The 13899-nt window shown below is 61.7% G+C and carries 13 protein-coding genes; 4 read left to right on the forward strand and 9 right to left on the reverse strand.

Features of this window, described 5'->3' with window-relative positions; all coding sequences use genetic code 11:
- The first annotated feature begins 195 nt into the window (after positions 1-195).
- From NDO55_RS09580 to holA, 4 genes are read left to right on the forward strand one after another with little or no spacing between them, the layout of a single operon-like run.
- A complete protein-coding gene (locus NDO55_RS09580; RefSeq protein WP_252114691.1) occupies positions 196-636 on the forward strand; it encodes a DUF3576 domain-containing protein in 441 nt (146 codons plus the stop codon).
- Between the two features lie 3 nt (positions 637-639).
- Positions 640-3162 (forward strand): leucine--tRNA ligase, encoded by a 2523-nt coding sequence (gene leuS, locus NDO55_RS09585; protein WP_252114693.1) that lies wholly within the window; start codon positions 640-642, stop codon positions 3160-3162.
- Positions 3159-3659, forward strand: coding sequence for an LPS assembly lipoprotein LptE (gene lptE, locus NDO55_RS09590; protein WP_252114695.1), 501 nt, complete (start codon positions 3159-3161; stop codon positions 3657-3659). Before leuS ends, lptE begins: the two co-directional genes overlap by 4 nt.
- Complete coding sequence (gene holA, locus NDO55_RS09595) at positions 3656-4666, forward strand: DNA polymerase III subunit delta (protein ID WP_252114697.1); 1011 nt, start codon at positions 3656-3658, stop codon at positions 4664-4666. Before lptE ends, holA begins: the two co-directional genes overlap by 4 nt.
- On the opposite strand, the gene NDO55_RS09600 is transcribed toward holA, so the two are convergent.
- The 9 genes from NDO55_RS09600 to hemE form a co-directional block, all read right to left on the reverse strand.
- Positions 4663-5517 (reverse strand): ParB/RepB/Spo0J family partition protein, encoded by an 855-nt coding sequence (locus NDO55_RS09600; protein WP_252114699.1) that lies wholly within the window; start codon positions 5515-5517, stop codon positions 4663-4665. The genes holA and NDO55_RS09600 overlap by 4 nt on opposite strands.
- Positions 5517-6305, reverse strand: coding sequence for a ParA family protein (locus tag NDO55_RS09605; protein ID WP_252114701.1), 789 nt, complete (start codon positions 6303-6305; stop codon positions 5517-5519). The genes NDO55_RS09600 and NDO55_RS09605 overlap by 1 nt, the downstream gene beginning before the upstream one ends.
- Positions 6302-6925, reverse strand: coding sequence for a 16S rRNA (guanine(527)-N(7))-methyltransferase RsmG (gene rsmG, locus NDO55_RS09610; RefSeq protein WP_252114703.1), 624 nt, complete (start codon positions 6923-6925; stop codon positions 6302-6304). The genes NDO55_RS09605 and rsmG overlap by 4 nt, the downstream gene beginning before the upstream one ends.
- Complete coding sequence (mnmG, locus tag NDO55_RS09615) at positions 6915-8717, reverse strand: tRNA uridine-5-carboxymethylaminomethyl(34) synthesis enzyme MnmG (RefSeq protein WP_252114705.1); 1803 nt, start codon at positions 8715-8717, stop codon at positions 6915-6917. Before mnmG ends, rsmG begins: the two co-directional genes overlap by 11 nt.
- Before the next feature lie 45 nt (positions 8718-8762).
- Positions 8763-10025, reverse strand: coding sequence for a tRNA uridine-5-carboxymethylaminomethyl(34) synthesis GTPase MnmE (mnmE, locus tag NDO55_RS09620; RefSeq protein ID WP_252114707.1), 1263 nt, complete (start codon positions 10023-10025; stop codon positions 8763-8765).
- A 25-nt stretch (positions 10026-10050) separates the two neighbouring features.
- A complete protein-coding gene (locus tag NDO55_RS09625; RefSeq protein ID WP_252114709.1) occupies positions 10051-10782 on the reverse strand; it encodes a TerC family protein in 732 nt (243 codons plus the stop codon).
- Positions 10783-10806: 24 nt separating this feature from the next.
- Positions 10807-12063, reverse strand: coding sequence for a transcription termination factor Rho (rho, locus tag NDO55_RS09630; RefSeq protein ID WP_252115589.1), 1257 nt, complete (start codon positions 12061-12063; stop codon positions 10807-10809).
- A 171-nt stretch (positions 12064-12234) separates the two neighbouring features.
- Positions 12235-12687: a CopD family protein gene (locus NDO55_RS09635; protein ID WP_252114711.1), complete on the reverse strand. Its 453-nt coding sequence runs from the start codon at positions 12685-12687 to the stop codon at positions 12235-12237.
- Positions 12688-12690: 3 nt separating this feature from the next.
- A complete protein-coding gene (gene hemE, locus NDO55_RS09640) occupies positions 12691-13722 on the reverse strand; it encodes a uroporphyrinogen decarboxylase (RefSeq protein ID WP_341869977.1) in 1032 nt (343 codons plus the stop codon).
- Positions 13723-13899: the final 177 nt, after the last annotated feature.

Raw genomic sequence — 13899 nt, forward strand, 5'->3', positions numbered from 1 at the left:
CATCATTTCGACTCCTGAACCCGCGATACATAACTTAGGTTGCATGGCATTGGAATGAATTGCAGAAGCACTGTTCCATTTATCCACAGGCTGTGTCGATTCATACACAATCGGAATGCGGCGACATGCGCTCTTCACAAGGCGGCACGCTGCGTCTAACCCTGGGGACAAGTTTTTCACAGTGAGGTTCACGTCATGAAATCGCCCCTTCTCGCGACCGGAATTGCCGGTGCGGCGCTTGCTCTTTCCTCCTGCGGTGGCGGCAACAATGTCGCTCCCGTGGCGATGGCGCCGGCGGACATGACCCAGATCGGGGTCAACGCCTTCCTCTGGCAGGCGGCGGTCGACACCTTGTCCTTCGCTCCGCTGCTGCAGGCGAACTCGTCGGACGGCATCGTGCTCACCGACTGGTATTCGAGCCCGGGTGCACCCAACGAGCGGATCAAGGTCACCGCGGCGATCCTCGATGCGCAGCTGCGCGCCGATGCCATCCGCGTCACCGCGATCAAGCAGGTCAATCAGAACGGCAATTGGGTCGAGGCGCCGGTCACCGCCGCCACCGTCCAGAAGCTGGAAGACATCATCCTGACCCGCGCCCGCGACATTCGCCGCACGACCATCGCACCCGCAGGATAATCGATGACCGAGCGCTTCGACGCGGCCGCAGCCCAGAAACGCTGGCAGGATCGTTGGGAAGCGGAGGGCACGTTCCACGCCGGTGACGATCCGGCCAAGCCCAAGGCCTATATCCTTGAGATGTTCCCCTATCCGTCGGGGCGCATCCATATGGGCCACGTCCGCAATTACACGATGGGTGACGTCCTCGCGCGCTACAAGCGCATGAAGGGCTTCGACGTCCTGCACCCCATGGGGTGGGACGCGTTCGGCATGCCCGCCGAAAATGCCGCGATGGAGCGCAAGGTCCATCCGGGCACATGGACCTACCAGAATATCGACGCGATGCGCGGGCAGTTGAAACGGCTCGGCTTCGCGCTCGACTGGAGCCGCGAGCTCGCCACCTGCGACCCCGAATATTACGGGCACGAACAGGCGCTGTTCCTCGACCTGCTCGATGCCGGCCTCGTCTATCGCAAGGAGAGCGAGGTCAATTGGGACCCGGTCGACATGACCGTGCTTGCCAACGAACAGGTGATCGACGGCAAGGGTTGGCGCTCGGGCGCCCCGGTCGAGCGCAAGAAACTGAGCCAATGGTTCTTCCGCATCACCAAGTTCGCCGACGAGCTGCTCGAAGGTCTCGGCACGCTGGATCGCTGGCCCGAAAAGGTCCGGCTGATGCAGGAAAACTGGATCGGCAAGAGCCAGGGCCTCGAATTCTCCTTCGACCTCGACGAGGCCAAAGGCGGGATCGAGGATGTGCGCGTCTTCACCACGCGTCCCGACACCATTTTCGGATCGAGCTTCGTCGCCATTGCGGCCGACCATCCGCTGGCACAGGCGATCGCTGCGGATAATCCCGAAGCCGCCGCCTTCATCGAGAAGGTGAAGAAGGGCGGCACCAGTGCGGCTGAGATCGAGACGCAGGAGAAGGAAGGCTACAATACCGGCATCGGCGCGGTGCATCCGCTCGATCCGGAATGGAAGCTTCCCGTCTTCATCGCCAATTTCGTCCTGATGGATTACGGCACCGGCGCCGTCTTCGGCGTGCCCGCGCACGACCAGCGCGACTTCGAATTTGCCAGCAAATATGGCCTGCCCATCAACCGCGTCGTCGCGCCCTCGACCGAAGAGGCCGACAAGCCGGTTGGCGACGAGGCCGACACGGATCCCGGTGTCGCGGTCAATTCGCGCTTCCTCGACGGCATGGACACGGAGGCCGCCAAGGCCGCCATCGTCGAACGCGCCGAAAAGGAAGGCTGGGGCGAGGGACAGACTGTGTTCCGCCTGCGCGACTGGGGCGTCAGCCGCCAGCGTTATTGGGGCACGCCCATCCCGATCATCCATTGCGACAGCTGTGGTCCGGTCGGCGTCCCGCGCGACCAACTCCCGGTCAAGCTGCCCGAGGATGTCAGCTTCGACATTCCGGGCAACCCGCTCGACCGTCACGAGACGTGGAAGCATGTCGACTGCCCCGAATGCGGCGGCAAGGCGCGGCGCGAGACCGACACGCTCGACACGTTCGTGGATTCCTCTTGGTATTTCATGCGCTTCGCCAGCCAGCCCGAAGGCGAGCCCTTCGCCGAAGACGAGGTCAATCGCTGGCTCGCGGTCGATCAATATATTGGCGGCGTCGAGCATGCGATCCTGCACCTGCTCTATGCGCGCTTCATTACCCGCGCGCTCGCTTCGATCGGCAAGGTCGGTGTAAAGGAGCCTTTCGCCGGCCTGTTCACGCAGGGCATGGTGACCCACGAAACCTACAAGAGCCTGGACGGTCGCTGGCTCGGGCCCGATGAAATTGGCGTCGGCGAGGACGGCATGATGGTCGAACTCGCCACCAAGACCGAGATCGAACGCGGCCGCGTCGAGAAAATGTCCAAGTCCAAGCGCAACGTGGTCGATCCCGATCCGATGGTCGAACGCTATGGCGTCGATGCGGTGCGCTGGTTCATGCTCTCCGACAGCCCACCCGAACGCGACCTCGAATGGTCGGAAGGCGGCATCGAGGGCGCCAACCGTTTTGTCCAGCGTGTCTGGAAGCTGGCCGGCACCGTCCGCACCGGCGAAGGCGAGGACAAGGCGCTCGACCGCAAGCGGCACCAGGCCATCGCGGCTGTCACCGATGCAATCGAGAATCTCCAGTTCAACAAGGCCATCGCGGCGCTTTACGAGCTGGTCGGTACGATCGAAAAAGCCCAGAATTCCGCCACGCGCGATGACGTCATCGATACTATGCTTTTGCTCGTCGAGCCAATGGCGCCCCATCTTGCGGAAGAGGCTCATGCGATGCGCGGCGGGGCGCAAATGCTCGCCACGTCGGCTTGGCCCACGCACGACCCGTCCAAGCTGGTCGAGGATGAGGCGACGATCGTAGTCCAGGTCAACGGCAAGCTGCGCGACAAGATGATCGTGCCGCGGGGGATGGCCAAGGATGAGGTGGAAGCCAAGGCACTGGGCCTCGAGAAGATCCGGGCGCAGCTTGGCGGAAATGCACCCAAGAAGGTGATCGTGGTGCCTGATCGACTGGTGAATATCGTCGCATGAAACGACTCGCCGCCCTCATGATCCTTGCCGCACCGCTTCTGGCATCATGCGGGCTGCGGCCGCTCTATGCCGACCCTTCGGTGGGCTCGCCGATCGGATCGCTCGAGCAGATCGTCGTGGGCCCGATCGACGAACGTGCAGGCTGGCTGCTGCGCAATGCCCTTGTCGACCGCCTTTCGGGGCCGGAAAATGTCGCCGAGCCGCGCTATCGTCTCGATGTGCGGATCGACGACGAGATTACACGCTTCGGGCTGCGCGGTGACGCGGGCGCAACACGTGAGCGCCGAACCCTGCGTGCGCGCTACCAGTTGGTCGACCTCGCTACCGGGGAAACCTTGCTCGACGCGACAGCGGGCAGCGATGCCGGTATCGACATTACCAGTTCGGAATATGCCACGCTGGCCGCCGAACAGACGGCCGTCGAACGACTTGCAGCGGAAGTCGCCGACGACATGGTCGCGCGGCTCGCCCTCTATTTCCGCCGGTCGGCCGAGTGAAGGCGAAATCCAACGAATTTGGCCGTTTTCTGAGCGGAAACGCCGCTCCCCTCCGGCTCTATCTCTTCTATGGCGTGGATGATGCAGGCTCGTCGGCGCTGGCCGGCAAACTGGCCTCCTCGCTCGAGGGCGAGAAAGAAATGCTAGACCCCAACGGATTGAAATCGGATCCGGGCAAGCTGGTCGACGAGGCTGCTGGAGCAGGCCTATTCGGCGACAAGAAGATTCTGTGGATTGAGCCGGTAGGCAACGAATTTCATCCCGCCGCAGAGGCCCTGTTGGGCGCGCCTGCAACCGAGCATCCCGTCATCGCCATCGCTGGCAACCTTACGCGCGCCAGCAAGCTGCTGAAACTCATCGAGCCGCATCAGGAAGCCATTTCAGTCATCAGCTACGCGCCCAGCGCGCGCGATATCGAACGCGATATCGAACAGATGCTCGGCGAAGAGGGTCTGCGAGCGGAAGCTGGCGTGGCGCAGCGCCTGGCGGCTTCCTGCGACCTCAACCGCATGATTGCCCGGCGCGAGATCGAGAAGGCCAAGCTCTACGTGGGCGAAGGCAGCCTACTCGATCACGAAGTGCTGGACGCGATCGGGGCCGATTATGGCGAGACCCAATGGCTCGCGGTCGGTGATGCTGCAATGGATGGCGATCTCGACGCGGTAGAGCAGGCATTATGTGCGCTGTCTCCCCAGGCATCCGAAGCAACACCATTGCTTCGAGCCCTGCAACGCCGCATCCAGCAGCTGGCCCCGATGAGTGCGCGTATCGCCGGGGGTGAACGCCTCGACCAGGTCATTGCATCGCAGGGTAAGGTGTTGTTTTGGAAGGACAAACCCTTGATCCAGCGCCTGCTGCGCCGCTGGTCTGCACCGGCATTGGCGCGGCTCGCTGAGCGGGTCGCAGATGCCGAGCGCAAGGTCATGCTGGAGCCCGGCGCGCGACGCGCTGCCCTGGGCGAGGAACTGTTGGCGATCGCGCGAGCGAGCCGGCGGATGGCGCGCTAAATCTGTTCGCCCGTCAGGCGCTGACAGATCAGGTCGAGCTGATCGAGCGTGCGATAGCTGAGCTGCACTTTGCCGCCATTCTTGCCATGGGCCACCTTGACCTTGAGTCCCAGAAGGTCGCCAAGCTGCCGTTCCAGCGCTTCGATATCGGGATTTCCTGCCGACGACGACGCTGACGACGAGCTTTGCGCTCCTTTCGGCCCGCTCTTCACCAGCTTTTCAGTCTCGCGGACGGAGAGGCCTTGCGAAATGACCTGCTTCGCCAATGCCACGGCTTCGTCGGCACCGATTAGCGCGCGCGCATGGCCCATGCTGAGGTCACCATCGATCAACATCGACTGCACATCTTCGGGAAGGTCCAGTAGGCGAACAAGATTGGCGACATGGCTGCGCGACTTGCCAACGATACGGCCGATATCGGCCTGGCTATGACCATATTGATCGGCGAGCGCGGCATAGGCCTTGGCTTCTTCCAGCGCGTTCAAATCCTCGCGCTGCACATTTTCGATCAGCGCCAGCTCGGCCGTATTGCCATCGTCACTGTCGCGAATAATCGCTGGGATTTCATGGAGTTGCGCCTGCTGCGCAGCACGCCACCGACGTTCGCCGGCAATGATCTGATAGCCACCATCATGGTTACGAACGAGGATCGGCTGCAGCACGCCACGCTCGGCAATCGATTGGGCCAATTCTTCAAGCGCACCTTCATCGAAATGGCGACGCGGTTGGTCGGGATTGGGCGATATCTTGTCGATCGGCAGCGTCGCCACGCCACCGCGAGCATTGTCGGCCTGCTTGCCGTCTTCGATCAACGCGGACAGGCCGCGACCGAGACCTACGGGACGTTTCATCAGGCAGCCTCCGCCGGTGCGAGATTGGGCAGTCGGCCGATCACCTCGCGGGCAAGCTTGAGATAAGCCGCGCTTCCTGGGCATTTCATGTCGTAAACGAGGGCTGGCAGGCCGTGACTCGGGGCTTCGGAAACACGCACGTTGCGAGGGACAACCGTGTCGAGCACCTTGTCACCAAGACACGCCCGGACATCGTCTGCGACATGCTGAGAGAGTTTGTTGCGGCGATCGTACATGGTGAGGGCAATGCCGAGGATCGAGAGGTCGGGATTGGCGCTCGCAGACACGCGTTCGACAGTCTTGAGCAGCTGCGATAGGCCTTCAAGCGCAAAAAACTCGGTCTGCAGCGGGACGATCAGATGTTTCGCGGCCACCAAGGCATTCACTGTCAGAAGGCCGAGCGAAGGAGGGCAATCGATCAGGCAGATGTCCCAACGGCCTGCACGAGCGCCATTGAGCGCGTTGACGAGGCGATGGGCACGATCCTCGAGATCGACCATCTCGACTTCGGCGCCCGACAGATCCACGGTTGCCGGGATGAGATCGAGGCGTGGGACCTTGGTTTCCAGCGCTGCCGTCTCGGCCGCGACGTCATTGACCAGAAGATCGTAGCTGGAGTGAATACGCTCGGACGGCGATACACCGAGGCCGGTGCTGGCATTCCCCTGCGGATCGAGGTCGATCAGGAGGACATTACGCCCGATTGCCGCCAGCGCCGTGGCCAGGTTGATCGCGGTCGTGGTCTTGCCGACACCGCCCTTCTGGTTCGCTATCGCAATCGAGATCATCGTCGCCCCTTCCGCTTTGGCCGTTCGACGATGATGATACGCGCATCAGGGTCGGTCAGGCTCTTTTTCACTCGGAAGTCAGCTTGCCAGAAGCGTTTCGCTTCTTCCAGTTCGGCAAGCGCCTTTCGTCCCTTCGGAAGCACCCATCGCGTTTTTTCTGTGGATAGATGGTGGGAAAGGTCGAGGAATTTCGTCAGGGACGCGACTGCACGTGCTGTAATCACGTCGCCGGGCATGTTGACTGCAGCTGCCTTGCCCTGATGGACCGCGACTCGGTCTCCGAGCTCGAACTGCGTGACCATTCGCTCGAGGAAAGCGGTTCGCAGGGGGCGAGGCTCTATCAATTCGACCGGTCCTTTGTGCAGGAGGGCGATGACCAGTCCAGGTAAACCCGGACCCGTCCCGATGTCGATCCAACGCGCATCCTCGCGTTCATCATATCGAAGGAGCTGGGCACCATCCAGGATATGACGATCAAGCAGATCTGCTTCACTCGCCCTTGAAATAAGGTTTTGCCGCTGGTTCTCCTCGACCAGCAAGCGAGCAAAATCCTCCACCCTTTCGGATGTTTCACGTGAAACAGGCCTCTTGGCGGCCTCGGAGAGCCGATCAGCGAACATTGCGCAGCGCGAAGTGAAGCGAGGTGAGGGCGGATGGCGTAATCCCGGGAACGCGGGACGCGCGGTCCAGCGTCTCGGGCCGTGAAGAATGGAGTCGCTCGATCATCTCGGTCGACAGGCCCGGCACACTATCATAGGCGAAGTCTTCGGGGATCCGGACTTGGCGGTCTTGTTGAACCGATGCCCAGTCTCGCTCTTGGCGCTCGATATAGGGTGCGTAATAGAGATCGTGCGCGACCTCTGCAGCGGCTTCGCTATCGCCCAACATCAAGCTTGCGGCTTCACGTGTATCCGAACGGCTCAACCAATAGCGCAAGGGCTTTGCGATCCCCTCCACCCCAAATAGTTCGCCTGAGACCGGTTGGTCCTGCCGCGCCATGATCTCCGCCTTATCTTTCAAATGCGCCTGCATCTTATCGCGGTGCCCGTCGGAAGTACCTGACACTTCTGCCTTATCGAATAGGCGCTCGATCGCATTGTCGGCGCGCAGATAAAGCCGGCGCTCAGCGCGGGCCGTCATCATGCGATATGGCTCGCTCACACCATGCAAGGTCAGGTCATCGACCAGGACGCCTATATAGCTGTTGCGTCGGTCGAAAGTGATGTCCTCGAGGTCGAGCGCAGCCGCGGCCGCGTTCAGTCCGGCGACCAATCCCAAGGCGGAAGCCTCTTCATAGCCCGTCGTGCCATTGATCTGACCGGCAAGGAAAAGCCCGGAAATCTGCCGATGCTCAAGCCCCTGATTAAGCTCGCGAGGATCGGAATAGGCATATTCGACCGCATAGCCGGGTTTGGCGATCTTACATTTCTCGAGGCCTTCGATCGTGGCCATCATCTCGACCTGCGCGTCCTCAGGAAGCGAGGTCGAGATGCCGTTCGGGTATACAAGCGGCGTATCGAGCCCCTCCGGCTCCAGGAATAGCTGGTGACTGTCGCGGTCGGCAAAGCGCCGGACCTTATCCTCGATCGAAGGGCAATAACGCGGACCCCGCCCGTCAATTTCTCCGGAATAGAGCGGAGACCTGTCAGCGTGCTGCGCAATCACCTCGTGGGTGCGCGAGTTCGTCCGGGTGATCGCACAGGCGAGCTGGGGTAGCCTCGGCCGTCGATCCTGCACCGACATATGCCACTGCGCGCGATCGCTCGGTTGGGGTTGCAAGCGGGCCCAATCGATCGTCCTTCCGTCTAGGCGGGGGGGTGTCCCGGTCTTGAGGCGGCCTGCGACAAGGCCGAGATCGTTGAACTGCACCCCCAGCGCGGACGCGGCGCGCTCCTCGATGCGACCAGCTTCATGCGTGTCGAGGCCGCGAAAAATACGGCCACCGAGAAAAGTACCGGTCGCAACGACCACTGCGCGGGCGTCGAGCCGCGAGCCATCTTCCAGGACCACGCCTGCGACACGGTCAGCCTGAAGACGAAGTTCAGTGACTTCACCGGCGATAAACTCGACGTCGGAAGCCGCAACGCGTTCATTCACTGCCTTGCGGTATAAGCGGCGGTCTGCCTGTACGCGAGGCCCGTGCACCGCGGCGCCCTTGCTTCGATTGAGCAGACGATAATGGATTGCGGCGCGGTCCGATGCCCAACCCTGAACACCCTCTAAGACGTCGACTTCGCGCACGAGATGGCCTTTGCCCACACCACCAATCGAGGGGTTGCAGGACATCTGACCGATATTGTCTCGAGAAAAGCTCACGAGTGCCGTACGCGCGCCACGCCGTGCGGCCGCGAGAGCGGCTTCTACGCCTGCATGGCCGGCACCTAGGATGAGAACGTCAAACATGAAGTGCATGTGATACAGGCGAATTGGTCACGCAAGACCGTTTCACGTGAAACGTCACTTTCCGAGACAGAAACGGCCGAAAATGCGGTCGAGCACGTCATCGAGTGTCGACACGCCCGTCAACCTGTCTAGCAACCCAAGCGCGCATCGCAGCGATTCCGCTGCAATAACGGGATCGTCGACAGGGACCATCACGCCTGAAATCTCGTTCAGAAGCTGACGCTGGCGCTGGTTCACAACCATCCCATCTGGAGGTGGAAGCATCGTGCTTGCCTTCGCAATCATGGCATCAATCAGGTTTTCGATCCCGTCACCCGTCCGCGCTGACACGGAGATGCCTTGGCCATGTCCTCCGATATCGCTCTTCGCATCGACCAAGATGACATTTTCGCCCGCAGGTTTTTTCTCTGGATCGCCCAACCACAAAAGCAGGTCTGCTTGCGCGACCTCCTTAGCGCTTCGTTCAATCCCTTCCTGTTCGATCGCGCCTGCGCCGGAGCGCTGCCCGGCCGTATCAACCAATAAGAAGGCGGTATCGCGGAGCCGGATCGGCACTTCGATGGTGTCGCGCGTCGTGCCTTCTTCCTCGCTCGTAATAGCGCGCGAAAAACCCACTAAGTTATTGAAAAGACTTGACTTGCCTGCATTGACGGGACCCGCCAGAACAGTCCGGATTCCGTCTTGCAGCAGGCGACGATCGGGAAGTTCGAGCAATTCATCGATCCTTGCGCGCAATCGCGCAATATCGTCACGCAGTTCCTCACCGCGGTCCGTTTCTTCATCATCACCGACATAATCGATCGCCGCTTCGGCTGCGGCACTGGCGTTTGCGAGATCCTCGCGGAATGTGGCGAGGGCGGCGCTGAGACCGCCACGCATCTGCCCCAAAGCGACGCGGCGCTGTGGCTCGGTTTCGGCCGCCAAGAGGTCGGAAAGGGCTTCCGCGCCGATCAGGTCCATCTTGCCGTTCGACAAGGCACGGCGGGTGAATTCGCCTGGCTCAGCCAATCGAACATCGTCGTGGCGCGTAAGAAGGGTCAGCAAGCGGTCGACGACGGCCCGGCTCCCATGAACGTGCAGCTCTACGACATCTTCGCCAGTGGCGCTCGCTGGAGCGACAAAGCGCAAGACCATGGCTTCATCCAGGGTCGATCCGTCATCGGGATCGCGCAAGATGGCAAAAGCGGCCAGGCGCGGTTCGGGGAGGTCGGTCAGTCGGGATACCGCCGCGGCCGCGTGCGGGCCGCTCAGGCGGAGAATCGCAATGGCGGAGGGCAGGGCGCCCGAGGAGAGCGCGACGATCGTGTCGCTGCTCATGGGCGCCTGCCAATCCGTTCAGTCATCAGGCGAAGAGCTGGCCGACCCCGACATTCGGATCGACGATCCCGTCATAGATCATGTTGCCGGCCACCCAGAGGATCACGGCGAGGCCGATATAGGCGATCCACTTATAGCGCTCGATATATTTGGCGATGATGTTCGCCGCGACGCCCATCAGCGCGACCGAGAGGATGAGGCCGACGATCAGGATGCCCGGATGGTCCTTGGCCGCACCGGCAACCGCGAGCACATTGTCGAGGCTCATCGAAACGTCGGCCACGGCGACCGCCCAGGCGGCCGCATAGAAGCTCTTGACCGGCTTCACGCCCGAATGCTCATCGCCTTCGATCTCGGGGCTGCCCGGGCTCTCGCCCATATGGTGCAGCTCACGATACATCTTCCAGGAAACCCACAGGAGAAGCAGGCCGCCCGCGAAGATAAGTCCAACGATCTGAAGGAGTTGGACAACGATTAGCGCGAACAGGATGCGCAGCACCAGCGCCGCAAGGACGCCGATGATGATAACTTTCTTGCGCTGGTCGGGCGGCAGGCCTGCGGCCAGTGCGCCGACGACAATCGCATTGTCACCCGCAAGTACGAGGTCGATCGCTAACACCTGCAGGAACGCACTCATCGCGCTCGGCGTGGTGATGTTCGAGAAATCCTTGACGATGGCGTCCCAGATTTCGGCGGGACCGCCAAGCGAGAGGCCTTCCGCGGACGCGGCGGCCAGGAATAGCAGCAGATCGGTCATGGCAGCTTAAATCCCCCAAGCAGCCTATTGGTTCATCGAGGCGAAGAAGTCCTCGTTGGACTTGGCGTCCTTCATCTTGTCGAGCAGGAACTGCATGGCATCGATCGTGCCCATCTGCATAAGGATACGGCGCAGCACCCACATCTTCGACAGGGTGGCCTGGTCGACCAGCAGCTCTTCCTTGCGGGTGCCGGACTTGCCCACGTCGAGCGCCGGGAAGATGCGCTTGTCCGCCACCTTGCGGTCTAGGACGATTTCGCTGTTACCCGTGCCCTTGAACTCCTCGAAAATGACTTCGTCCATCTTCGAGCCGGTGTCGATCAGCGCGGTGGCGATGATCGAGAGCGAGCCGCCTTCCTCGATGTTTCGCGCGGCACCGAAGAAACGCTTCGGCCGCTGCAGCGCATTGGCATCGACACCGCCCGTCAGCACCTTGCCCGAGCTCGGGACCGTGGTGTTGTAGGCACGGCCGAGACGGGTGATCGAGTCCAGCAGGATGACGACATCCTTCTTGTGCTCGACCAAGCGCTTGGCCTTTTCGATAACCATTTCAGCGACTTGGACGTGGCGCGAGGCGGGTTCATCGAAGGTCGAGGAGACAACCTCGCCCTTCACGCTGCGCTGCATGTCGGTGACTTCCTCGGGGCGCTCGTCGATGAGCAGCACGAGGAGGAAGACCTCCGGATGATTGTCGGTGATCGCCTTGGCGATATTCTGGAGGAGGACGGTCTTACCGGTCCGAGGCGGCGCGACGATGAGCGCGCGCTGGCCCTTGCCGAGCGGCGCAACGATGTCGATGACGCGCGCCGACTTGTCCTTCTCCGTCGGATCGGCGCTGTCGAGCGTCAGCTTTTCGTCCGGATAGAGCGGCGTGAGATTGTCGAAATTGACGCGGTGGCGCACCGCCTGCGGATCGTCGAAATTAACCTGCGTGACCTTGGTCAGCGCGAAATAGCGCTCGCCATCCTTGGGGCTGCGGATCTCGCCTTCGACCGTATCGCCGGTGCGCAGGCCCATCTTCTTAACGATCGCCGGCGCGACGTAGATATCGTCAGGACCGGCGAGGAAGTTCGCTTCCGGACTACGCAGGAAGCCGAAACCGTCATTGAGCACTTCGATCGTGCCCATGCCCATGATCTGCTCGCCCTCTTCGGCATGCTCCTTGAGGATCGAGAACATCAGATCCTGTTTGCGCAGCGTGCTGGCGCCTTCGACGCCCAATTCTTCGGCCATCGCGACCAGTTCGGCGGGCGGTTTTTGTTTGAGTTCCTGGAGGTGCATCATGGGAAAATCTCTATCGATCGTTGGTCTGGGAAACCCGGTGCGCTGCAGGACGCAGGCGTCGCACCGTCGACGTCGGGGGCCGAGAAAAAGGAATGGGCCGCCCGGTACTGAGCCGGGAGGTAGGAGCGGCCTGCGCTTGAGTCAATGCCGCTGCGGCAGGGCGAGGGATCAGAAGGGGCGAACCACCGCGAGGATGACGATGAGGATCGTGAAGACGCCCGGCACCTCGTTGAGCAGGCGCAGCGCCTTGCCCTCATAGGGCCGGTCGCCCCGCGCCAGCTTCTTGGCCACCGACGAGACCCAGCCCTGATAGCCCGTCAGCAGGATGACGAGCAGGAATTTGGCGTGGAACCAGCCCTCGGTGAAATAGCCGCCATTGAAGGCGAGGCTGAGCCCCAGCAGCCAGCTAATGACCATGGCCGGGGTCAGGATGACCTTCTTCGCCAGCTTCTCGCGTTCGATCCAGGCACGATCCTCCGCCGAACCGGGCGTGGTCTCGTGGTGATGCACGAAATAGCGCGGCACGATGAACAGGCCGGCGATCCAGAAGATGATGAAAATGACATGCGCCGCCTTCACCCAGATGGCCGCAGCGCCGAGCCAGCCGATCATCTCCGTCATGGCCTACTTCCCCCGAACCCGTGAAATCATCCGTTCGACATGCGCGATCGGCGTCGTCTTGTCGATGCCATGGCCGAGATTGAAAATGTGCGGGCGCCCCTTGAAAGCGGCAATGACGCGGTCGACGCCGGCATCGAGCGCTTCGCCGCCATTGATCAGCAGCAGCGGATCGAGATTGCCCTGGACCGGCAGGTCGGCGGGCAGGTTGGCATGCGCCCATTCGGGATCGATCGTCTCGTCGACACCGACCGCATCGACGCCGGTCCGTTCGGCATATCGCGGCAGTTTCTCGCCCGCGCCTTTCGGAAAGCCGATCACCGGGATGTCCGGATGGATCGCCTTGAAGGCTTTGACGATGCGGGCATTGGGTTCGATGACCCATTTGTCGAATTGTTCGGGCGACAGGCTACCCGACCAGCTATCGAACAATTGTACGGCATCGGCGCCCGCTTTCACCTGGCCCGACAGGTAATCGACGGTCATGTCGGCGATCGCCTCGATCAGCGCGGCGAAGCGTTCGGGTTCGGCATAGGCCATCTTGCGCGCCGGTGCCTGGTCCTTCGATCCCTGGCCCGCGACCATATAGGTGGCGACCGTCCAGGGACTGCCCGCAAAGCCGAGCAGGGTCTGCTTCTCGTCAAGGCCGGCACGGACCTTGGCGACCGTCTCGTAGATCGGCTCCAGCCGTTCGGGATGGCGCGTCAGATCCTCGAGCTTGTTGGTATCGAGCGTCGGCGACAGGCGTGGGCCTTCGCCGGCGACGAATTTCAGATCCTGACCGAGCGCGAACGGGACGATGAGGATGTCGGAGAAGAGGATGGCCGCATCGAAGGGAAAGCGGCGCAGCGGCTGCAACGTCACTTCGGCCGCGGCGTCGGTGTCGTAGACGAGATCGAGGAACCCACCCTTCTCGGCACGCAGCTCGCGATATTCAGGAAGGTAGCGACCGGCTTGGCGCATCATCCAGCTTGGCGGGGGATCGTGGCGCTCACCCTTGAGCACGCTGAGCAATCGGGGGGTAGGCAGGGTCGTCACCCTCTCTCTCTTCTATCTTATTATATATATTGAAAAGGATAGGGGTTGGTATTGGAGGCTTGGCAACGAGACTTAAGGCCAAGTCCCGCCTTTGCCAACAGCAACGGCTATTCCTTGACTCAATGGACTCAACGATTCGCTCTATCGGATTCCCATTATCCACAGGATTCGAGTGCG

The organism is Sphingomicrobium sediminis (assembly GCF_023805295.1).
Lineage (GTDB): Bacteria > Pseudomonadota > Alphaproteobacteria > Sphingomonadales > Sphingomonadaceae > Sphingomicrobium > Sphingomicrobium sediminis.